Origin of the sequence: Nitrososphaera sp. (assembly GCF_013388945.1) — an archaeon.
GTDB lineage: Archaea > Thermoproteota > Nitrososphaeria > Nitrososphaerales > Nitrososphaeraceae > Nitrososphaera.
The window spans coordinates 175,497-197,445 of the sequence record NZ_JACAEH010000004.1; the positions used below are offsets into that span (position 1 = coordinate 175,497).

At 54.6% G+C, this 21,949-nt stretch carries 16 protein-coding genes; 5 read left to right on the forward strand and 11 right to left on the reverse strand.

Annotated features, from left to right (window positions below):
* The first annotated feature begins 56 nt into the window (after positions 1-56).
* Positions 57-881 (forward strand): SDR family NAD(P)-dependent oxidoreductase, encoded by an 825-nt coding sequence (locus HXY31_RS02570; RefSeq protein ID WP_292639298.1) that lies wholly within the window; start codon positions 57-59, stop codon positions 879-881.
* Positions 882-908: 27 nt separating this feature from the next.
* On the opposite strand, the gene HXY31_RS02575 is transcribed toward HXY31_RS02570, so the two are convergent.
* Positions 909-2,228 (reverse strand): hypothetical protein, encoded by a 1,320-nt coding sequence (locus HXY31_RS02575; protein WP_292639300.1) that lies wholly within the window; start codon positions 2,226-2,228, stop codon positions 909-911.
* A gap of 210 nt (positions 2,229-2,438) precedes the next feature.
* On the opposite strand from HXY31_RS02575, the gene HXY31_RS02580 reads away from it, so the two are divergent.
* Positions 2,439-2,561 (forward strand): hypothetical protein, encoded by a 123-nt coding sequence (locus HXY31_RS02580; RefSeq protein ID WP_292639303.1) that lies wholly within the window; start codon positions 2,439-2,441, stop codon positions 2,559-2,561.
* A gap of 72 nt (positions 2,562-2,633) precedes the next feature.
* Entirely contained in the window at positions 2,634-3,068 is a 435-nt protein-coding gene (locus tag HXY31_RS02585) for a hypothetical protein (protein ID WP_292639306.1), read from the forward strand.
* Between the two features lie 16 nt (positions 3,069-3,084).
* On the opposite strand, the gene HXY31_RS02590 is transcribed toward HXY31_RS02585, so the two are convergent.
* Together HXY31_RS02590 and HXY31_RS02595 are read right to left on the reverse strand one after the other, a co-directional pair.
* Positions 3,085-3,522 carry a hypothetical protein gene (locus HXY31_RS02590; protein WP_292639309.1) on the reverse strand — a complete coding sequence of 146 codons (438 nt, stop codon included), beginning with the start codon at positions 3,520-3,522 and terminating at the stop codon, positions 3,085-3,087.
* Between the two features lie 151 nt (positions 3,523-3,673).
* Complete coding sequence (locus HXY31_RS02595) at positions 3,674-7,528, reverse strand: hypothetical protein (protein WP_292639312.1); 3,855 nt, start codon at positions 7,526-7,528, stop codon at positions 3,674-3,676.
* Positions 7,529-7,904: 376 nt separating this feature from the next.
* Between HXY31_RS02595 and HXY31_RS02600 the strand changes: the two genes are divergently transcribed.
* Positions 7,905-13,031, forward strand: coding sequence for a LamG-like jellyroll fold domain-containing protein (locus HXY31_RS02600; RefSeq protein WP_292639315.1), 5,127 nt, complete (start codon positions 7,905-7,907; stop codon positions 13,029-13,031).
* A 12-nt stretch (positions 13,032-13,043) separates the two neighbouring features.
* Here HXY31_RS02600 and HXY31_RS02605 read toward each other — a convergent pair whose 3' ends face one another.
* The 4 genes from HXY31_RS02605 to HXY31_RS02620 form a co-directional block, all read right to left on the reverse strand.
* Complete coding sequence (locus HXY31_RS02605) at positions 13,044-14,468, reverse strand: hypothetical protein (RefSeq protein ID WP_292639318.1); 1,425 nt, start codon at positions 14,466-14,468, stop codon at positions 13,044-13,046.
* Between the two features lie 28 nt (positions 14,469-14,496).
* Complete coding sequence (locus tag HXY31_RS02610; RefSeq protein ID WP_292639319.1) at positions 14,497-14,802, reverse strand: hypothetical protein; 306 nt, start codon at positions 14,800-14,802, stop codon at positions 14,497-14,499.
* A complete protein-coding gene (locus tag HXY31_RS02615) occupies positions 14,789-15,163 on the reverse strand; it encodes a hypothetical protein (protein ID WP_292639322.1) in 375 nt (124 codons plus the stop codon). The genes HXY31_RS02610 and HXY31_RS02615 overlap by 14 nt, the downstream gene beginning before the upstream one ends.
* Before the next feature lie 189 nt (positions 15,164-15,352).
* The gene (locus HXY31_RS02620; protein WP_292639327.1) at positions 15,353-15,658 is read right to left on the reverse strand and encodes a hypothetical protein; all 306 of its coding nucleotides are present in this window, start codon (positions 15,656-15,658) and stop codon (positions 15,353-15,355) included.
* Between the two features lie 115 nt (positions 15,659-15,773).
* Between HXY31_RS02620 and HXY31_RS02625 the strand changes: the two genes are divergently transcribed.
* Entirely contained in the window at positions 15,774-15,926 is a 153-nt protein-coding gene (locus tag HXY31_RS02625; protein WP_292639976.1) for a hypothetical protein, read from the forward strand.
* On the opposite strand, the gene HXY31_RS02630 is transcribed toward HXY31_RS02625, so the two are convergent.
* Genes HXY31_RS02630 through HXY31_RS02645 form a run of 4 tightly spaced genes read right to left on the reverse strand, consistent with a single transcriptional unit; the run spans position 15,923 to position 21,945 of the window.
* A complete protein-coding gene (locus HXY31_RS02630) occupies positions 15,923-16,741 on the reverse strand; it encodes an SDR family oxidoreductase (protein WP_292639329.1) in 819 nt (272 codons plus the stop codon). The genes HXY31_RS02625 and HXY31_RS02630 overlap by 4 nt on opposite strands.
* Before the next feature lie 15 nt (positions 16,742-16,756).
* The gene (locus HXY31_RS02635) at positions 16,757-18,943 is read right to left on the reverse strand and encodes a CDC48 family AAA ATPase (RefSeq protein WP_292639332.1); all 2,187 of its coding nucleotides are present in this window, start codon (positions 18,941-18,943) and stop codon (positions 16,757-16,759) included.
* 36 nt (positions 18,944-18,979) lie between these two features.
* A complete protein-coding gene (locus tag HXY31_RS02640) occupies positions 18,980-19,162 on the reverse strand; it encodes a hypothetical protein (RefSeq protein ID WP_292639335.1) in 183 nt (60 codons plus the stop codon).
* Between the two features lie 56 nt (positions 19,163-19,218).
* Positions 19,219-21,945 (reverse strand): adenosylcobalamin-dependent ribonucleoside-diphosphate reductase, encoded by a 2,727-nt coding sequence (locus HXY31_RS02645; protein ID WP_292639337.1) that lies wholly within the window; start codon positions 21,943-21,945, stop codon positions 19,219-19,221.
* Positions 21,946-21,949 lie beyond the last annotated feature (4 nt).

Sequence of the window (21,949 nt, forward strand, 5' to 3'; positions counted from 1 at the left end):
GAGCTTGATGCCTCTGCTGCCTTGACATTTTTAAGCAGGAAAACCGGCGTAATATCATGCAATCATTAGGCAAGGTCATAGTAACAGGCGCGTCTCGTGGAATAGGTCTGGAGACGTCAAAAATGTTGGTCGAGAGTGGATATCAGGTATATGGTTTGTCAAGGACCCAGCCCGTATTTTCTCATGAACTGTTTACGCCAATCATCTGCGACATTACAGATGCATCTGCATTGGATAGGACGTTGGGATTAATATCGGAAGATATGGGAGCAAATGATAATACAAGACTCGCGTCATTGATAAATAATGCAGGATACGCCCAGGTTGGAAGCATCGAGGATGTCCCCGTGGACCTAGTCAGAAAGCAGTTTGAAACCAACGTATTTGCCCTGCTTGACATCACTAAGAAAGTTATTCCGATTTTCAAAAAGCAGGGGGAAGGAAAAGTGATTAATGTTGGCTCAGTTGTCGGTCACTTTGCAGGGCCTTTAGGTGGAGTGTATTCAGCAAGCAAGCATGCTCTGGAAGCTCTAAATGCTGCCATGAGGATGGAACTGCACAGGTATGGAATCAAAGTCATAGTTGTAAATCCAGGCCTTACAGACACCGACTTCCATGCTACCGCTTTTACCACAATTGATGGATTCAAGGACGCCTCTGATTATGGACGGTGGTACAAACAATACGCTCGCAGGCACATGCAAGGGATTCCAGCCGCCGCAGTGGCAAGAATAATTTCGAACATAGTGTCAAACCCCAACCCAAAGCCACGCTATATAGTCGGCGGCAGAGAGCGGCTAGTTCTGCTTATGAGAAAGCTTTTGCCCGAAGGAATGTTCTATTCACAGGTAGAAGGGAGAGCTATGAAAATTGACAATTAGGGATACGAATTATTCTGTATACCGATGCTAGTCTATACCCGGTAGTAGCAGCGGGAAAATCGTTGGCAGCAGGAAAAAGGCGACGATGCCAATTGATCCATAAAAAATCAAAGACCGTATTTTGGTAAAGTCAATGTGCAGCGCTTTTTCCTTAGCGGAGGCCAGCAGCGAACCGCATCCTATAGCGAAAAATGCTATTATTGGAATGGTGTTATGGGTTTCATAGATGCCGTTGGTAAGGACGCCTACCGCGAAAGGCAGCGATATGGTGAACATTATTGAGAAAATTACCGAGTCTGCATATATCATACTCCTTGCCTTCAGGAATAGCCCTACCACTACAGGAAGCATGAACATGAAGAAGAATGGGCCGTCTACTCTCAGCAGCAAAGGAATTTGATTGAGCCTGCTTCCGATTGATTCCAGATTTGGTTCGAACGTCACCAGAGTTCCGGAAGCGACGGTCGCTATAGCGGCGGCAAGAAATATTCCGTAAATGATTAGAAGCTTCTTTGCTTTCGGAGCATCAGAGCGGTACAGTATGAAGAGCGTTATTGGTAAGAGAACCGCTGACAGCTGTTTTGAAAAGATGGACAGCGCAAATGTGAGTGGTGAGAGGTATGGTTGTCTGGAGAATAACAGGTATACCGACAAAAGGTAGAACGCAAACCAAAAGTTATCGTATGTGGCTGAACCGACAAATGTCAAGAATGTCTTGCTTTGTATCATCACGGCAAGAGATACTATCCCAGCTATGCGCTTTCCAGTAATCCTGTACGACAGCAGATAAACCAAAATCAGCACAAAGATGCTAGCCACGTAAGGCAGGAGTCGTATGTTTCCAAAAGCGGCCTGTGACAGAGAAATTAGAAAGAGCTTGACAACATGAAAGTATTCGAACCCCCGTATCTGACCAAGCCAGGCCCAGTTCTCGACGGCAGGTTTTATGTAGTTGACGTAGTCAGGCCACTGCTCTTCATGCAAGAGTTGTTCGTATGTAAATGTGAAAAAAATTCCAAACAATATTGCGAGCATGATTGCGGTTATTGTTGGGGAAATTTCTGCCCTTGAAGCGTAGTTGAATGTTTTTACAATGAACTTGGGCAGCCGATTTACTTTGTTTAGAATTATCAGCGCCAAGGTAAAGATGTTTACAGAGATTATCGGCAGGAACCACGAGCCTAATTCGAATGGATTGGATGAGCTGGTTCGTCCCTGTGATGCAATAATACCTCCGTCGGAGCTGCGAACCTCTATTCCAAGCGTGTCGCCAAAAGCATGGTTAGCAGCCATGAAAAACGCCAGTATTACAATGGAGGTTGAGGACCGCCACAGTATGGCTTTCAACTACTGATTGGTACATTGTTCTATTAATAAGTTCTAGAGTCAGGTATATTTAACATCCCCAACACAAGCATAGACTTCAATGAGGATAGTCGGTCGCACTTTGTCTATAATGGTATTCAAAGTGCTCTTGTGTGCGGGCTATTTTTCCTGATTCTTTCGAGTCGAGGTCAATCAGCAATTTTATGGTTTAGCACATTACCTATTCCGAATATGACAAAAGGAACAAGTATCAAGCTGTGGGCAGTGGTTGCAGTGGTAGTTTTTTCCCTAGGCACCATTCCGCCTGCCCTTGGCGCGTACTTTAACGAAAGCGTAAGGCTGGCAAACTACTAGGCAGTAGAGTTTGAAGGAGCCGACGGCACCCCGCGTACAGAGATGTTTGTCAGGCCGACAGACGAATTCGTAATGAAATACAAGATGCCTGACAATTCTACAGAAAGCTTTCTAGATACGAGGATATACGGCGGTTGGCCGCAAGTCAATTTCGGATTGTTTGCACCTTTCTTTGTGCAGATAGCCGCGCCTGAGCCTGCCACTGAGCAGAACCCGGCAATAAACAGCAACTATCTTGCTCTGGCCGGTGAATTCTGGAGCGAGGAAGGTGTGATTTCCAATCCTGTGCCACAATCTTTGCACCGCCAGTGGGCCTTTCAGAATGTAATGGAGCCTGACGGCAACTCTACGCTTGTCATCTATTATGGCAAGATAGAGAACAATGAGAATGACAACGCGCCGTTAGAGCCAATAATGAGGCTGTCAAACAACGGCACGCTCTACGTGCAGTGCATCAGGATAGTAAACGGCACGGGGCAAGCAACAGGCCAGTCGCTTGGATGCTAATGATGCCGGGCTCCTGCTAGAACTTCCAGCCGCACTTGGTGCAGAACGCGCTGTCCTCGCTTGCGCTCCCGCCGCAGTGGGAACACCGGCGAAAGATGCTGGAAGAGACCTGCCGGCCCTGCCCGCACCCGGCGCAGTATCCCGACACGCTGCCAGGGGCCCCGCAATGTCTGCAAAACACCGTGCAGTCTACCTTCAGGCTTTCTGACGCCTTTGGGCGGCTGGCTTTTTTCCTGACAGTTGCGCCGAGCCCGGCCACGCCGACGCCGGCAAGTGCCGTGACAAGGAGCCCGAGTCGGACCTTTTGCAGGAGGTCTGTCATTGAGCTCTGCAAAAACTCCCCGCCTGACTCGTAGCTGCCGATCTGCATGTTGAGCTGCCTGTCCATGTAGTAAAAGCCGCCCACGCCGACGGCTATCAGTACAAATCCAAGCGCAAAGTACTCGGGCTTCATGCTCCGTCAATGCGTCAGATACTGCCGACGGCACGAAAAGATTTGTACGTCATGGGGGATACTTGCATCCTCCGATCTGATGCCTGTCAGAAACCGTGGAGGTGGGTCACGTCGTGTGTACGCAAGTCCCTTTTTGCGTAACCCATAGCTGTCAGACCGCTATCTGCAAGACGGTGCCGTCGGAGAGCGGCATGGCGCTGTCCTCTATGGTGTCCCACACGAATACCTGCACCCTGTATGTGCCGTCGGCATCCGCAAGCCAGCTGCTTGAGACCTCTATTATCTGGCCGCGCTCTAGCGTTCCTTCTTGCCACGTCACGCTCTTGGTTATTCCGTCGCTGTCTGTTATCTGCACGATAAAGACGTATGTCTGGTCGATTCTCTGGGCGTTCTTGATAGTGGCAGACACCGTTATGGGCGGTCTGTCGTCCGGGACGCCTGCAAGTAGCCCTGAAGGCAGTTTGCCAGAGCCGATTGTGATGTCTGATAGCACCTTGCGCAGGGGATTGGCCTCGAAGTAAGAGTCGCCGAAGGTCCCGTCGTCTATGACTGCCGCCACGACTGGCGAGAGTGAACCCAGGCTCCCGGTCACCGTGTTTGCCTCCATGTCTATTGCCACCGTTACGTCCTCCCAGCCGTCCTGACTGTGGTGCAAAAAGCGCACGTTCTGCTCGTCGGAGGCAAGCGACTCGCTGTAAGGGATAGTTATCTTCACGGGGCCCGAATACGACGCCGTCGTGCTGACGTCAAACAGCGTCCCTGCGGTCGAGAACTGGCTGCCGCCAACCGAGCCGGTGCCCTGGCCGGTACCGGCGATCTGCGAAAACAGCCCTGGCTGCTGCGAGACGTTCATGGAATTGACACTCACCGTTCCGGGACCCTGCACAGATTCAAAGCTGACGTTCACGGTCTCGCCGCCGACATTTGCGGTCGTGCTTTCGTTGCTCGAGGAGACCTGAGGGCCGGATGTCCCTGACGGCGCAGAGCTTGATGCCGGGCTTGAAGAGCCGCCGGAACCTGAATAGCTGTTCGATGATCCTTGGACGACTACTGCGACCGCGTCGAGCACCAATCCTGATCCCGGCCGTGGAAGGCCTCCTCCGCCTCCCCCGGGATCCGCCGGGCACACGCCGGGTGTAGGAGGACCATTCAGCCCTAGCGCGTACTGGCCAAGAACAGTCGTGGTACCGGTCAGGGTCTTCTGGGCGGCGTCGTGTCCCGCCCCTCCCGTGAGGGTTATCTCTGCTTGGCAGGCGTTGCCGTTCATCCTGAACATCCGTATGTTGGCAGGGTTGTCGCCGCTCATGAACATGGCATTTGCGTATGACATCGTCGGGCTTATCGTCGCCCCGGTGGCTAGCCTCGCATCCCTTAGCACCAGACCATAGCTGTCCCCTACAGGGTGGATAAAGTTGGGAGGAGTGTAATCGACCAAATCCAGGGAGCCGGCCTCTACCACGTCTTCTATCACGACTCTGAACGGTGCCGTAAATTCCCCGTATGAGGCCTGCAGCGAGTCTCCCACCCCAGCACGCAGGACATCGCCTGACGAGCCTGAGGTGGAGACGAAAAAGTTACCCGTAAAGACGCCGGCGCCGGGGCTGACCTCAGTCAGGTTTATTGTGATGCCGGCTGGATCGGAAGTCGAGGTTATCTTTGCTACGACTGTCTCTGCTATCGCACCATTCAGATTCTTGGTGGGATCGGTGACGGTCACAGGCAGCCCGCCGCCCAAAATTGTGGAGCTCCCTCCCAACGAAATTGCCTTATTCTGCGTAAAGTCAAATGTGATGTCGTTGTCGCCCACAAAGAGCTGCTTCCGCAGCCCACCTGCAGGAAGGGGATCGTGTAGAGCCGCGCCGACTACAAAGTCGGAAAAGCTGGATGTCTTGCCGGTGACCGTGTCCGCACTTGTGTCTCTTGACTCTGTGATGTCGACTGTGCCGGACGATCCGATATGGAAAATGCTCACCTCGTCTTCAGAGTGGCCGGCCGGGGTGGTTTTTCCGGCATATGAAACTGTGATGTGGGCAAACGAGTTTGGCGCCATCGTGACGGCAGGCGAAATGGTGAGGCACAGATCCGTGTCAAGTTCAAGGTAGCGGGCGCTTGCCGGCGAATCGCATGCTGATACAAAGATAGAACCCGGCGTGACAACATTGTCAAACAGGATCGAGGCGCCAAAGCCGGTGAGTGCAATCGGCCCGGAGGGGGCGCCGGCAGGAACGGCAAACGAGGCTGCACCTGTTTCCACCGTGTCGTAAAAAACGGTGGCACTATCGGCCGCTGAATATGCGCCGTCGCCTGCAAATTGTGCCTGAACAGACAGCAGCGGCGATGCTGTGCCGGGCGAAGTGCCGGTAGAGGAGTATGCTCCTGAAGCAGTGATCACCGGCAAAAGGCCCGCGGCCCCCGTCCCCGTGAAGGTTACGCTCTTGCCGTCAAGCGCGGCAGAGGCGTCGGTGTCAGTAAGCGTGCCGGCCGCGGTTATGCTTGCACCCTTGACGACGCTTGCAATGGATCCTATGGTCAGGGATGTGGCATGCTTTTGCACGGTGATGCCAAGCGTGGCTGACGCCTTTTCCACTGAAGAAGAGTCGAGAAGGCGCGCCGTTATGGTCCTCGCGCCTGTAGCAGCCGACGCATAAGTATGCGAAATGGGTCCCCAGGAGCTTCCGCTCACTCCTGCAGAGTCGGTGGAGCCGTCTCCCCAGTTGATCTCTATCGTGTCTGTAGATTCACCTGTAACTGCGCCGTTTACCTGAACTTGATCCAGCCCCCATCTGGGAGTGGTGCTGCCGGAGGCTATCGAGATCGATATCGACCCTGGCTGGTCAACTATCAGCTTGAAGAGTATGTCATTGCTGCCCGACGTGCCGTCAACCCAGACCGTGTACAGGTTGATTCCAGACGCTGCTATCTCGGGCGAGGTAGATTGTCCTGAGTTTAAGGAGATATTTACGGAACCTGACGGCGCGGTGCTGCCGCCATTGGTGCTGATTGACAGGAAAATGTCATTAGGGATGTTTTCCTGCCATACGATGTAGACATTGCTGCCGGAAGAGGCAATGCGCGGCGAGCTGGATGCAGTGGCAGTCGAGCTTAGATTTGTAGAATAATCTATGGTAAGCGAGCCGGCGGAAGTCGTCCCCTTTGCAAAAAAGATGTCGCCAGAGCCGGCACTCGAGTCAGCCCAGGCAACGAAGAGGCTTGTGCCCGAGAGAAGGGCGTCGAATGTAGAAGCCGACCCGGACGAGCTGATTCTATTGTCAGAAGAATCCGCAGGCTTGTCAAACGACGCGCCGCCGTCGGCACTCTGCGCGTAATAGATGTTGTTGCAATAACCGTCTCCCCATACTACAAAGACATTTGCGCCTGAGGCCTGTACTATTGCATCTTGGGCATTAGCGAGACCGGAGCAAGATATGCCTGAACTCAGGTTTTCCGGACTCGAAAAGGTCAGGCTGCTGCCCGAGACCGTGCCTTTCCTAAAGAATGTGGTGGCAATAAGGCTGACAGTATCGTTTTCGTCCCATGCGACAAATACATCGCTGCCCGACACAACGACACTGGCAGACTCTGAAGTGACTGACGGAGTCGCGCTCAGGTTGTTGGTCACAGACGTGTCAAAGCTGGTTCCGCCGTCTGTGCTGAACGCGTAGAAAATGTCCTTGAAGCCTGAGACGGTCTCTTCCCACATAACCACGACGTTGCTACCAGACACGGATATGCGCGGATCTTCAGAAACGCCCGCGCTGTTGCTGAGAGGAATGGCGCTAGACATGGACAGGGTGCCGCCAGACACTGTTCCCTTTGCAAAGTAGATGTCCCCGCTTCCCACGCTGGTGTCAACCCATACAGCATAGATACTATCCCCGCTTGCTGCAATCCGCGGATTGGTCGATGCGTCGCCTGTGATGCTGATCTCGATGGGAGCATTGAAAGTTCCGCCATTGATGCTGTTTGCGACAAAAACCTTGCCCGACTGCACCCAGGCTGCAAACACGTTCTGCCCGGCGGCCGCTACTCGCGCTTCACTTGAGGCTCCGGGAGTATTGAGCGTCTGCGAGGTGCCGAAGCTAAAGGCAAATGCGGAGGGAAGCCAGTTGCCAGCGGACGCTATCAGGGCTATGAAAATCGCAACCCAGATCGCCTTGCGATGTTCTGGGTGATTTTTTCCACAAGCATGTCCCTCAAATGACAAACTTTCCTATTAGAGAGTGCCTTTGGGCAAGATATAAGATTACTCGATCATATTTTTATGAATCACTGTACCACGTGGCAGGTTTTATATCAAAAAAACGTGCCAATTGTGTAATACCACTATAAAATGTTTCAAGAAAATACTTAAGTATAAAATAACCTACCCGTCAACTGGGGAAATGGCTAGGAAATTTGCAATCTCAATAGCAATTGTACTGATCGTGGGGGCTATACTGCCAAGCTTGCCGCAGAATGCTTTTGCCACGCCGCCTGCAATCATCATACTGCCAAGCTTGCCGCAGAATGCTTTTGACAACCTGACCCCAAACACCATTCAGGACCTCTATGAAAGTTCTCTGTCTGACGGAGATATCATATTCGTGGACAAAAATGAGGCAGAGGTCAAGCTTCCGATCATAGTTTATCCGGCTTCTAGCGTAACAATGTCGCAATTCCCCGGCGCTAAACTTGAAGCTAGACCGGGAGCGTACCCTGTGTCAGTTGGCGTGTTCCAATTCAGCTGGCTCGTTGACAATGTGGTCATTTCTGATCCTAACACGCCGGCGATGTACGGCGTGACTTTTACCGCAAAAAACGGCAATGAAGTTGCAGCAAAAAGCATCCTGATAGGAGTGGAGAGCAACCTGCGCGCCGCATTGTCACTTGACAGGACGGGATACTCTGCCGGCGAAAACGCCACCATCACGGTCAGGGATCCGCATGCAAATAGAAACGCCTTTGCCGTTGACACTACTGTGGCCGAAGTTCGGTTCCACGGTCCGGGGACGCAATGGGAAAGTGTCACACTTACCGAAAGCCCCGACGACCCCGACGTGTTTGTGGGCAAGTTCACCGTCGGAAATGCAAACAGGTTATTCGTGCGGTACGGCAACGCGGATCCGGTCGACGCGGAGATTGGGAGATTCATCGCGTTTGACCAGAGCGTGTACCACGTGGGCGAAAGTGCAAAAATCACGCTGCGTGACGACAGGGTGAATCAGAGACTGGCCGAGGTTGATACGATACAGGTTACCGTTTCAAGCGGCACGCAGAGCATCCAGGTTCCGCTTTCTGAGACGAATATCAGTTCAGGGGTATTCGAAGGATACGTGCGGCTTGGCTCTGGCAGTGATGTTTCCATTCCCTTGCTGCAGGTGCTCCAGAACACCGGCGCAATTAGCGACAGGCTCGTAGTCACGCTCGGAGACCACGTTGCCAGAGCCAGTGTCATCGAGCCCCGGTTCGAGGTCAACCACAGCATCAGCGCAACCAGGGACACAGACCTTGCTACCATAACGCTTGCTGACAAGAGCCGCAACCTTGACAGCAACGCAAGGGACACCGTCGAGGTTACAGTTTCAAGTGGCGGCTCGTCCATCGTGAACAGGCTTGTCGAGACGGGACGGGATACGGGCGTCTTTTGGAGCGCCAACAAGATAGTGCTCACAAGCGACCATGCCTTGGCTTCCGGATCGCCGCAGCATTCGCTGGTTGTCCAGGGCAACGTCATAGACGCGTCCTACCCCTCTATCCCGTCATCGCCCGGGAACAGCGCAAGCTTTCCGGTACAAGTCGAGCCTGCTCCTGTGGTCCCAGACAGGCTCAGAGGGATTGGAACGGATGGTTCGTCCCCCTTTCCCGGCGAGCCGATTTTCCCTGGAATTGTTCTTATCGAATGCAGTCAAATAGATCTGGATGGAGACGGCCTGCCTGATGGGGACGGCGACCTGGATGGAGACGGATTGTGCGATTCATGGGAACCCGGCAGCGGACCCCTGCGGATCCAGTACCCGTACGGAGGCGCTACCCACACATTCCATTCCAGCTGCACCCCAGAGTGTCCAAGCAGGTATACCAAAGATGTCTTTGTGGAAATAGACTATGACCCCAATTACGCCCCCAATCAGCTTGCGCTGAATTATGTCATGGACAGGTTCAACCTCGCGCCTGTAGAGAATCCTGAATCAAGTGGCATCAAGCTTCACAACATATTGAGCGACCCCCTAGAGCCCCAGGATGTGCGCGAACTGACGTACATCTGGACAAAACATGAAGAACCCGGCGTGCAGGATCCGGCCGATTCGTACACGGAGATCAAGAGCAAGTACTTTGGCATAAGCCATCCCAACCCCGCCGTTAAATTCCACCTTTCGGGCGAGCCGGAAAAGACTATGGCGTGGGCAAATGCGGTGCACTATTCATTGTGGATAAACAAGCAGCAGCACGCCCAGGGGTCGTCAGGCATAGCCGAAGTTGTCGGCAACGACATTATCGTGTCGCTTGGAAGCTTTACTCCCTACCCGATTGCTGTTGATAAGCAGCAGGGAACTTACATGCACGAGCTTGGGCACAACCTCGGGCTGGGGCACGGCGGCGCGCTTGTTCACACAGACAACAGCATAAACTGCAAGCCAAACTACCTGAGCTTGATGAGTTACTCGAGGCAGATGACCACTTACACAGGAAACAACCAGGATTATTCCCGTGAAAACTGGCCGGCCAGCTTGAGCTTGAATGTAGGGAATCTGGACGAACACGTTCCTTCTGGAACGGCACTCCCTTACGAGCAGATAGTTTATGGGGTTGGACCTATAACACCGACATCGCAGTACACATTCGACAATAATGCGAACGATGTCGTGAGTTCGAACAACCTTGACCTCAGGGGAAATCCGACTCCGGCTTTTGGCAGCTCTGGACCTTACGGGAGTTATATCATGTTCGATGGCTTGACCCAATCTGCGCAGGCAACCAACAATTCAGTCTATGATGTTGCAATGCAGGATTTCTGGATGGCCGGGATGTTTTACAAGACTGGCGATAACCCCGGAGACGAATTGATTGTACATAAAGCAGCAACTAATGAAGGCAGTTATGCGCTCTTCATCAATCCTTCCAACATCCTGCGTGCGGTAATATCAGATGGAACACTGGAAATTCAAACTGGCGGGACAACCATCTCGCCAAATGCATGGTATATCTGGGGTGTCAGCTATGAGCGCGGAAGCAGAATGACATTATACCTATACAATGTTTCAACTTCAACTCTTACGGCTGACTCTGCATATATCTGGCTAGTTAGATCTGCAACAAATAGTGGCAAGTTTACAGTGGCCAGCACTTCCGCTACCCCCGGCAGTTTCTTCCCAGGCTACATGGACAACCTCATCCCGCCACAGATGGACAGCAAGCTCTCTCTGAACAGGTTCTACCGTCTAATCAGTCAGTTTATCTTTGGCACCGAGAACACTTACATTCCTGTTCCCATCGATCCCAGCACAACATGGATAGACTGGAACGGAAACGACGTTCCTGACGTAGCTGCCAACGACATAACTGATATTGGCATCCAGGGATGTACTCCTTCTTCAAACCAGTTTGACCGTGCGATTCCCCTCCGTGACCACAATGACTGGCGGGATATCGTTGCAAGCTTGAACTTTAGATCCGCAAATCCAGCAGCGGTGTCAACCGGCTCGGCTATTCTGACGCATGGTCTGGCCATAAACGATCTGGTGGACTTTAGAAAGAACGGCATTTATGCCATCGACGCGGCAATCCAGAATATTGGCAACAGCTACTTTAACGGCTCTGCGGAGATCATCAAGGCGAATTACAGAAAGGACCTTCTCGCGGGCGGTGGAAGCGTCCTATCGTTTGTCAGTTCCGGCGACATACAGAAGGCGGTTGCCAAGCTGGAAACAATAAGGGAGACGATGGACGGGCGGGCCGGAGGCAACCCTGCAGGGGACAAGATAAAAGTCAGCGCCCAGAACCTAGTCCTTCCCATACTGGACAACAACATAGCGGCGCTCAAATTAGAGCTGGACGCGCCCTACAAGGCTCCACACACGTTCCAGGTAAAGTCCTACTCAGGCAGCAAGGTCTACACGATAACCGGCAACTCCACCACCATCACGTCGGCGGTGAATACCTTCACGTTCAACAACGCGACAAAAACCATAGACCTCGACTTCATAGGAAGCGGAGACGTACTCCTAGAGATTCCAAGCGAACTGGTCACGACAGTCACGGACGTTTCAAGAGCAGGACAGGAGATTGCGTTCACGTACACGAGCCCAAGCCCCACGGTCAAGGTGCTGATAAAAGATCTTCCCTACTATGCGAGATCGACTACCGTGAACGGGGGCGGCGTCGTCCAGCCGAAAAGCCCGCTGGACGTGTCCCCGACGCAGGACGTCGGGCCCGCAGGGGAAGTCACCGTCAAGGTGTCTGACTGCGACGTCAATGCAAGCCCCAGCTTGAGGGATACAGTGACAGGCAAGGTGGAAGTGGATACTGACAGGGGAAGCAGCGCCGACCTGACCGTAACGGAAACAGGTGCGAACACCTGCGTGTTCATCGGCACGATAACCCTGAACCCTGATTCCCACGCCGGCAGCCAGGGCTCCGGCACGGGCCATGCAACCATCAATGTGATCCCAGGCGATATCGTGAGCGTGAGGTACGAGTATGTTGAAGCGGGGACGAACACGGTCGCAGCAAGGGTATTTGAGGTCGAGAGCGAAGACCCCACGATGGAGACCGGCGCGACTATCTACACTGCAGGTGACATCATCGGGCTAACAGTCACCGACTTTGACGCAAACACCGATCCAGCATTGTTTGACTCTATAGAGGTGAGAGTGACGTCGGACAGTGACGCCGTGGGCTTTGACGTCATGGCAGTGGAAACAGGGCGCGACTCGGGAAGGTTTACTGCAGCCGTGCCCACGTCAACGAGTTCCAGCAGCGGATCCATCACTGTCAAGACCGGCGACAAAGTGTACTTTGAGTACACGGACCGCTTCTCGGCAGACTATGCAGATAGACTTGGGAACCTTGCCGACCCGAGCGAGGACTTTGTTCTGGAGGTCCAGATTGCTCCGGATGGGATAACTTCCACGACTCCAAGCGCCCCGCAACCCGAGGATCTGACAGGCAACCCACTTAATGAAATCCTGGTAGGCACGCAGGTGGTCATCTCGTCTACCATCACCAACAACGCCAGCGTCGCGCAGCCGTTTGCCGCCGTGGTAGAGGTGAAGGATGCCGACGGATTCACGATCTTCCTGTCATGGCAGACAGGCATCCTGCCGGCCAGCGGTCACACAGATGTCGGACTGTCATGGACGCCTGCGGCTCCGGGCGACTACACCGTCAAGGTATTTGTCATCGACAGCATCGCCAGCACGAGCCCCACCGTCCTATCGCCAATAGCGCAATCGACTTTCACCGTGAGCGCAGCTGTGCCCATGAACTTGCCGCCGATGTCGCCGCCATCTGGAACAATCGTCGAGCCCTGAGCAGGTTGACAGCTACCAGTCAAACCTGTAGGCGTCAAAGGCAGGGATGTCCGACCCTGCCCACTCGACCTCGGTCTTTTTGCCCGTGTACTTGACAGCGGCAGGCGTGGAAGCGTAGGTCTTGTCGCCTGTCTCCGGCGAGATCTTGGCCACCTTCTGCTTCACCACGAGGTCCCTTGGCGCTGCCAGGTGGAACCTGAATTTCTTGCAGTCCGACGCAAACCTGTACAGGAAATGCCTGTCGGGCTCTTCCCAGTCGTACTCCAGCTTTACGAACCGCCCTTTCTGGTCCGGCTTGAGCGGCTTTGCAAGCTTGACAAAGAACTCTTTTTTGAGTGGCTTGTTCACGTCCAAGCTCTGCAGCGAGAGCTCGCGGCCTGCCTCGTCTGTCACCTTCAGGTTCAAGTCAGGAAAGTCCCTCGGCACGTCGCCTTCCAGGTAGTAGAACACCCTGTCGACCGGCTCGGACGACTTGTTCACGACGTGCCACACCCACGTGTGGTGCGTCATCATTGTTTTCGGGTCGACTATGTCAAGCAGTATCTCCACCTTTTCGAAAAAGAACGCCGCAATGCTCTTGCCAAACTCCCTTGCCGCCTGGCTCTTTTCCACCCTCCTTGCAAGCGGGTTCTTTTTTGTGCCTATCTCCGTGCCGTATATGTTGCCGTACACGTTGTAGATCATTATCTTCTCGCCGTGCTTTATCGGGTAGTTTCCAAGCGGGTGCAGTATCCTGCCGTACTCCGGCCTGAGCCTGCGTATGTCGTTTGCTATCCTGTCAGAAGCAAGGATGCTCCTTGCCCTGCCGAGGTCCATTATGCGCCGTGCGTAGATGATGCCCGGACCCCACACGTTCTTCTTGCCGTTCAAATCAACGATTGGGTAGACAGGCCCCGTGTCGAGACCGACGCGAACGTCTATCCTGTTCCTCTGGCTCTTGTCCAGGTTGTACTCCGTAAGCGCCCGGTGGAGCTCTATCGCCAGAAGCAGCGGCTTTTCCGGGCTGTCGGCAAAGCCTATTGCCACGCCGTCGCCGGTGGGCAGGATTATGGTGGACTTGGCGCTTCTGTGCTTGAACGCGCTCGTCCTGTGTATCAGCTTGTTGAGCGCGATTATCTTTCTCGTCTGGTCGTCAGTCGTTATGTCCGGGTTTGCAGACGCAACGATGTCTGTGAAGAACCAGTGGTAGCCTTTTGTGTACTTGGGCGGCTCAAACTCGGTGTTGACGCTTTTCAAAGAGCGCGACAGGCGCGAGATGAAATTCATCGGGCACGCCTTCAGAATCTCAAAGGTGCTCATCGCAGGCGTCACGGCCGCGTTAGCGCCGGCCTTGCCTATCTGCTCTATAATCCAGTACTTGTCCTTGTCAAGCTTTTCCATGAGGCCCATTATCTCGGCTATCTCGGCGTTCTTCTGGACCGACCCCACCTTGGACAAGCGCGTAGCTAAAAAGCCCAAAGAGCTATTAAAGGTGTTTTACAGCTGTTTGCCCTACAACAGAGACAGGCTCTGCCTGTTTGACCACGCAAGGTACCTTTACCACCACAGAGTAGTTTTTCGCCACCACGCACAGCACCTCCGCCTCGTCGCCAAACGCGTCCACGCCGTAGCAGGCCCCGTCGTTGCAGGTGATCTGGACGTTGCAGTGGCGTACGCCGTTTCTCAGGTATCCCATCTGTACTGAAATCTCGCTCACGGCCCCCGGCCTGGACGGGTCGCCGCCCCTTTCGTTCAGCACGGACGTGAAGGCGTCTATGCTATCTTTGAACATCCTCTCCACCTTTCCTTTCCTGCCACAGGAGGAAGGCGAGCTTTTTCTTTATCTTGCCGTACTTGCCCTTGCCCGGGAACGATATCACGTTCCTGCACTTGCCGCAGCGCACCTTGTTGCGGTGCCGCAGGTCCAGCGCGTACAGCGGCAGCAGCTTGCAGATGGGGCACCAGTAGTGCGTGAGGAACACCCTCTGGACCGGCGTCATGTCCTTGTAGCTGAATCCCTCGTTTTTGGACAGGATGCTGGCCTTTCTGTCCAGCATCCTGTCAAGCGATTCCTCGCCGGAATCAAAGTCCAGCACTACCCCGTCGGAAGGGCGCTGATCCCGCGGTATTTCCCCGACGTAGTAGTGGGACATGTACCAGCATTCGTCAGCGCGAATCATATTGGTTAGTAAAAGGCGTTGGCGCAACCTAGCAAGGGCTTGTGCCTTGTATCACGGCTTTTCTAGCACTAGTTTTCGTTGGATACAAATCATACCGGATAATTGATCCGGGCCGTAGCTAAATGCGCGATTTGCGGTACTTATTTTGAAGATTTTGCAATGCTAGCGGATGAGTGCAGGCACGCGCGCCCAGGTGCTTATCACCGCAAGCTCTATCGAGACAAGCGCAATGGTTGCAAGCGACGGGTTGAGGTACGGGATCTTTTTGGATGCAAAAAGCCGGGCCAGCTCTGCGCACCTGTTCCTTATCGTCACCTCGGTGATGCCAGCTGCCTGGGCCAGGACTACCTGCGTCTTTTCCTCGTCCACGTCTCGAAACGTCGGGCAGCCGCAGATAGTGCACGGCTCCGGGTCGTCTGCTTCCCTGTTCCATCTATGAGCATGCCTGCACGCACAGACATTGCTCATTGGTAATACATCGCAGAGCCTGGCTATTTCCTTTGCCGCGGCCGCGTTCATCCCTGCTTGCTTTTCGTCCAGTCAGGTTTAACTGCGACGGAGTGCTACATGAATCATGGCAGGGGTGGAAGCCCTACCCGCCGAGATAGACGACCACAGGAAGCTCTTTGGCAAGGAGCCATGGGAAGTCGTCTACGACCCGCGTGATTACTGCATAATCTGCAACACGAGGGTGGACGAATACGGATACTGCGCCTGCGGCGGTGCCGCGGACTAGGCCAGTCCTGTCAGCTTTTCGCTCAGCTTCCAGAGCTTTTTTGCAGTCTCTTCGCCGTACGACGCTTCGGAGGACCTCTCCTGCTTCCTCTTTACAAAATACCCGCCTGCCATGCCGGCCACCTCGTCCGACGACGCAAGGTACACTGCCGTGTCAGCACCCTTTTCCGGGCTGAGAAAGAACGGGCCTGCCGCTTTCCAGACCATGCCGTACGAGCCTCCCTGCACTAGCTTTGTCCTGACAGCTCCGGGGTGGAAGCAGTTTGCAGCCACCTGCGTGTCGTCAAGCCTGCGCGCAAGCTCGCGCGTAAACAGTATGTTTGCAAGCTTGGACTGGCTGTACGCGGAAATGCCGCTGTAGCGCCTCTTCTCGAACTGGATGTCATCAAAGTCTATCTGGCCGGCCCTGTGCGCGGAAGAGCTGGTTGTGATTATCCGCGACGGCGCGCTTGTCTTTAATTTTTCAACAAGCAGGCTGGTCAGGAGAAACGGTGCGAGGTGGTTCACCGCAAGCGTGCATTCGATGCCGTCCTGCGTCACCTTCTTTTCTGCCAGGAAAACGCCGGCGTTGTTCACCAAGACGTCGAGCCTGTCGTACCTCGACGCAAATTCTGCGGCCAGCCTGCGCACCTCTTTTTGTAAGGAGAGGTCGGCTACAAAATACGACGCGCTATTTGTCTCCTGCATGGCGCTTTCGCATTTTTCCCTGCTCCTGCCTGCGACTGCCACGGTTGCGCCGAGCCTTGACAGCCCGCGCGCTATTTCTTTTCCAATCCCGGACGTGGCGCCGGTGACAAGACAGACCTTACCCTGCATCTATGGTTCTCCGGTTTACCTGTAGTGGGAAAGCGCGCGGCGCTCCTCGGGCCGCATCTCCTTCTGCGCCCTTATCTTCCTTATCGCCTCTTCGAGGTCTGCCATGCTGATGTGCGCCTCCGACGCGTGTTTGGCGGCTTCTTCCGGCGTCGGATAGCGCGCAAGGTGCTTCTGCAGCACAAGCGACACCGCGGTGTTTATTATCGCGGCCGTGTCGGCGCCGCTCAGCCCTTCCGTCATTTCTGCAAGCTTGTCGAAATCCGCGTCGCGCCCAAGGGGCACCTTCCTTGCGTGTATCTCTAGGATTTTTTTCCTGGTCTTTGCGTCAGGGTTTGGCACAAGCACTATCCTGTCAAACCTGCCCGGCCTCATCAGCGCGGGGTCTATCATGTCCGGCCTGTTCGTCGCCGCAATCACCACGACGCCGTGGAGCTCGCTGATTCCGTCCATCTCTGTCAGTATCTGCGAGACTATGCGCTCGGTGCTTCCGCCGCCCTCGCTCCTTGCGCTTGCGATGGCGTCTATCTCGTCAAAGAATATGACGCACGGCGACGCTTGCCTTGCGCGCCGGAAGACTTCGCGGATGCCCCGCTCGGACTCGCCTATCCACTTGCTCAAGAGCTCGGGACCGTTGATGCTGATAAAGTTGGCCTCCGACTCTGACGCGACTGCCTTTGCGAGCATTGTTTTTCCGGTGCCCGACGGCCCGTGAAGCAAGATTCCCTTTGGCACCGTGTGGCCGAGCTTTGAAAACAGGTCTGGATATTTGAGCGGCCACTCGACTGCCTCCTGCAGCTGGCGCTTGACGTCGTCGAGTCCGCCGATGTCGTGCCACTTTATGTCCGGTGACTCGAGGAAGACTTCCCTCATGGCAGAGGGCATCACGTCCATTATCGCCTGGTCAAAATCTGCCTGGGTCACGACAAGCTTTTCCAGGCTCTCGGGCGGCACCTTTTCCTCGTGCAGGTTTATCTCTGGGAGCAAACGTCTGAGGCAGCGCATCGCTGCTTCCTTGCACAGGTACTCCAAGTCCGCTCCAACAAAGCCGTGGGTGACTGACGATATCTTTGTCAGGTCTATGCCAGATTCCAGCGGCATGTTGCGCGTGTGTATCTGCAGGATCTCCAGGCGGCCGTGCTTGTCAGGCACCTTGATTTCAATTTCCCTGTCAAACCTGCCGGGGCGCCTGAGCGCCGGGTCGAGCGCGTTGGGCCTGTTTGTAGCGGCTATCACAATAACCCTGCCGCGGCCCTCAAGGCCGTCCATGAGCGAGAGCATCTGCGAAACGACGCGCCGCTCGACCTCTCCTGTAACTTCTTCGCGCTTTGGCGCGATTGAATCTATTTCGTCTACGAATATTATGGTCGGGGCCTTTTCCCTTGCCTCCTTGAATATCTCCCGAAGCCGGGCTTCTGACTCGCCGTAGAACTTGCTCATGATTTCAGGTCCTGATATCGAGATAAAGTGGGCGTTGCTCTCGTTTGCGACTGCCTTGGCAAGCATTGTTTTTCCGGTGCCGGGCGGGCCGTAGAGGAGCACGCCCTTTGGCGCCTCTATGCCAAGCTTTTCAAATATCTCGGGGTGGCGCAGCGGCAGCTCTATCATCTCGCGCACCTTCTGTATCTCGTCCTTGAGCCCGCCTATCTCCTCGTAAGAGACGCGGGGCACGCCGTGCGCTGCCTCGCCTTTCTCGCCTATCACAAAGACCGTCTTCTGGTTTACCATGACCGCGCTGTCTGCAGTTGTCGCAGGAACCGTGCTCACCACCTGGAATGTCAATCTGCCTCCAAAGTACGGCACGAGCACGTTGTCGCCCTTTACGACCGGCACCGTTTCAAGAGCGTCTGCAAGGTAGCGCTCGTCAATCGGCGGTATCGCCTCGACCGGCGCCACCAGTATCTTTTCTGCCTGCGCGGTCTTGATCTTTCTGATTGCGACCTTGTCGTCTATCCCCACGCCGGCGTTGTTGCGGGTAATCCCGTCTATCCTGATTATCCCCTTGCCCTCGTCTGACGGGTAGAGCGGCAGGCATTTTGCAACCGTCCTGCGCCTGCCCTTCACCTCTATGACGTCGCCCGTGCTTGCGTGTATCGAGTCCATCGTGGCGTAGTCTATCCTTGCGATTGCGCGGCCAACGTCGCGGGTATAAGCTTCAAGCGCCTTGAATGTCGGTGTGTTGCCTTCCTGCGCGCCAGGATTCACGAAAACATGTACGCAGCGATATTTAATGAATGTTAGCTAGGCGTGGCACATGACTTTCTTCAGCTCCTTCGTGCGGTAGAACGTGTTGCACGGGCTGCAGATCCACACCGGGTCCCTGCTTGCCATCCAGTACCCGCCGTCGAAGTATTTCTTGTCAAGGTCGTTTCCGCACTTGGGGCATGCAAACATGGAGGAAAACGCGTCGCGTGTGTATATCAACAGAATATGGAAAAAATTTTGTTTTTGTGCTAATTTGAAAAAGTAAGGCGGGGTGTTTACCCCGAGGCGCAGCTGCTAAAGCCGCACTCGATGCAGATGTTGCACCCTTCCGTGATGATGAGCCTCGCCTTGCACGACGGGCAGACCTCTTCCTCGTTTGAGGTCAGCACCTGCATTGCCGCCGGCTGCGTCACCTTCTTGGGGACTTCCATCGGGACGACTTCTGCCCTTGGTATGCTCCCGTCGTCGACGCCGGACTCTTTCAGGATTTTCTGCATCTGCTCAAGCACGTACGGCTCCCTGATGCTGGCCTCGACATAGTCTGCGACGTACCTGCTAGGCTTGACTGCAAAGCTCTTCTCGCCCGTGTTCTTGCCGGTGATGTGCAGTACCTGCTCCTGCCTAGAGCCATCGCGGAACACGGTCACGCCCTTTAATCCCAGCTCGTGCGACAGCAGGTACGAGCACTTGACGTCCTCTGCCGTCACGTCGCCGGGCATGTTTATCGTCTTGGCGATTGCGTTAGAGATCCACTTTTGCCAGACGCCCTGCGCCATGATGTGGTCCATCCAGTGGATGTCTATAGCAGTCACGAACGTCTTTTGCATCCAGTCCGGAATTTCTGCAATGCCGCGCACAGAGCCGTAGTTGTTCGCAATCTTGGTCAGTATCTCGTCAGAGTACAGGCCGTTTTCCTTGAGCGCGTTCTCGAACACCTTGTCCGTGTAGAAGAACCGGCCTACAGTCACGCGCTTTTCGTAGACGAGCGCGAACACCGGCTCGACGCCGTTTGCAGTGTCTGCTATCATCGACAGCGTCCCTGTGGGCGCTATCGTCGATGTCCACGAGTTGCGGATTCCGGACTTCTTTATCTTTTCAATGAGCGTGGCCCAGTCGTAGGTGTGCGTCTCCTGCGGCAGTTCATAATAGCCGGCAACCGGTATCCTGCCCTTGACATAGTCGGTGTCCTTGAACATGGAGAACGGGCCTCTTGTTTTTGCAATCGCGACAGACTCGTCCATGCTAAGATATGAAACAGCTTCGGCAAGCTTGTTCATGAACTCGTATCCTCCCTTCGAGTTGTAGGGTATCCTGAGCAGGAAAAGCAGGTCTGCGATGCCCATGATGCCGAGGCCTATCCTGCGCGTGGCGCGCGTGTTGACTTCTATTTCTTCTACAGGGTACTTGTTCATGTCGATGATGTTGTCCAGGAACCTTGTCGACAGCCTGACTGCCTGCTCGTAGCGCTGCCAGTCAAACTCGTACATGCCGTCGGCCTTGCGCTTGACAAAGTTTGCCAGGTTTATCGAGCCGAGGTTGCATGACTCGTACGGGTAGAGCGACTGCTCGCCGCACGGGTTTGTAGCGCGCAGCGGCCCGCCCTTTGCGCCTATGCAGGGGTTGTACTTGTTGATGTTGTCAAAGAAGATGACTCCAGGCTCGGCGCTCTTCCACGCAGACAGCGCTATCAGGTCGATGAGCTGCTGTGCGTCTATCTGCCTTACCGGCTCGCCAGTGCGCGGGTTGCGCAGCGTGTACTTGTGGTTGCCTTCCTTGTTTACAAGCGACTTCCAGAAGTCGTCCCAGATGCCGACAGAGACGTTAAAGTTCTCAAACACTCCCGGCTTTGTCTTTGCAGTCACGAACTTTTCGACATCAGGGTGCCAGGCTTCAAGGATGCCCATGTTGGCGCCCCTGCGCTTGCCTCCCTGCTTCACCACGTCGGTGATGGTGTCGATTATCCTCATGAACGACGTGGGCCCCGACGCCACGCCTGACGTCGACGCGACGATGTCGCCTTCAGGCCTGAGGTCAGAGTAGTTGATGCCGACCCCGCCTCCTGACTTGAATATCATTGCCGCGTCGGTGGACGACTTCATTATGCGCTCCATGTCGTCGGGCATGTCCAGCACAAAGCAGGCGGAAAGCTGCCCCAGCCTTGCCCCTGCGTTCATGAGCGTGGGTGTGTTGGGCAGAAAGTCCCTCGAGACCATGAGGTTGTAGTATTCCCTGATGCGCTCGGCGTGCCCTGCCAGCTTGCCCTCGGCAAGGAGCTTCAGCAGTTCCTTGAAGCTGACCTTCATCTGCCCTGCCTTTGCAGCGTGCACGTAGGCACGCACCATCGCCTCAAAGTGGTAGCGGTTGAGCCAGTATTCGCCTATCTTGAACTTGCTGTCAAAGTCGGCAAGCTTGGCATAGTATTTTTCTGCCTCCTCGGCATCCTGCCTCTGCCCGCCTGCCAGACTGAATACCTGCGGGTCGTGTATGATATCGGCGATGCCGACGAGCGTGGCTACACGCTCGAACATCTGCTTGGGGCCCTCGATTATCTCGTTCTGGTCGTCCCTCAGCAGGTAGCGTGCTGCAAGCACCCGGAGCGAGTTGACGTCAAACGCCTTGTCGACCTCGTCGAGGTCCTTCTTGTTCAGTATCTTCATCTTCTCCTCGCGTATCTTGCGCCTCTCGTGCCTGTACAGTATGTACGACTTGGCCGTGTCTGCAAGGCCTTCCTCTATCAGTATCGACTCCACCATATCCTGCACGTCTTCAACGGTGGCGACTGCCTTCTCTGCGCCAAAGCCCTGCTGCGCCATCTTCTGCACTACCCTTGTGCCGAGCCTTTCTGCCAGCGGATAATCCGGCCTGCCTGTTGCCACGAGCGCCTTGTAGATTGCATTCGCTATCTTTGACTGTTCAAAAGTAACTATGCGTCCGTCGCGTTTTCTGATCTTTGTGATTAAAGAAGTCTCTTTCGAGTTGTTAAACTCAGTAACTCCCGCCATCCCG

What these genes read in the sequence shown, in the direction of transcription:
- HXY31_RS02570 (WP_292639298.1), top strand. Translation starts at nt 57, where the DNA reads ATGCAATCATTAGGCAAGGTCATAGTAACAGGCGCGTCTCGTGGAATA.
- HXY31_RS02610 (WP_292639319.1), bottom strand. Translation starts at nt 14,802, where the DNA reads ATGTTCAAAGATAGCATAGACGCCTTCACGTCCGTGCTGAACGAAAGG.
- HXY31_RS02580 (WP_292639303.1), top strand. Translation starts at nt 2,439, where the DNA reads ATGACAAAAGGAACAAGTATCAAGCTGTGGGCAGTGGTTGCAGTGGTA.
- HXY31_RS02590 (WP_292639309.1), bottom strand. Translation starts at nt 3,522, where the DNA reads ATGAAGCCCGAGTACTTTGCGCTTGGATTTGTACTGATAGCCGTCGGC.
- HXY31_RS02585 (WP_292639306.1), top strand. Translation starts at nt 2,634, where the DNA reads ATGAAATACAAGATGCCTGACAATTCTACAGAAAGCTTTCTAGATACG.
- HXY31_RS02645 (WP_292639337.1), bottom strand. Translation starts at nt 21,945, where the DNA reads ATGGCGGGAGTTACTGAGTTTAACAACTCGAAAGAGACTTCTTTAATC.
- HXY31_RS02620 (WP_292639327.1), bottom strand. Translation starts at nt 15,658, where the DNA reads ATGAGCAATGTCTGTGCGTGCAGGCATGCTCATAGATGGAACAGGGAA.
- HXY31_RS02600 (WP_292639315.1), top strand. Translation starts at nt 7,905, where the DNA reads ATGGCTAGGAAATTTGCAATCTCAATAGCAATTGTACTGATCGTGGGG.
- HXY31_RS02615 (WP_292639322.1), bottom strand. Translation starts at nt 15,163, where the DNA reads ATGTCCCACTACTACGTCGGGGAAATACCGCGGGATCAGCGCCCTTCC.
- HXY31_RS02630 (WP_292639329.1), bottom strand. Translation starts at nt 16,741, where the DNA reads ATGCAGGGTAAGGTCTGTCTTGTCACCGGCGCCACGTCCGGGATTGGA.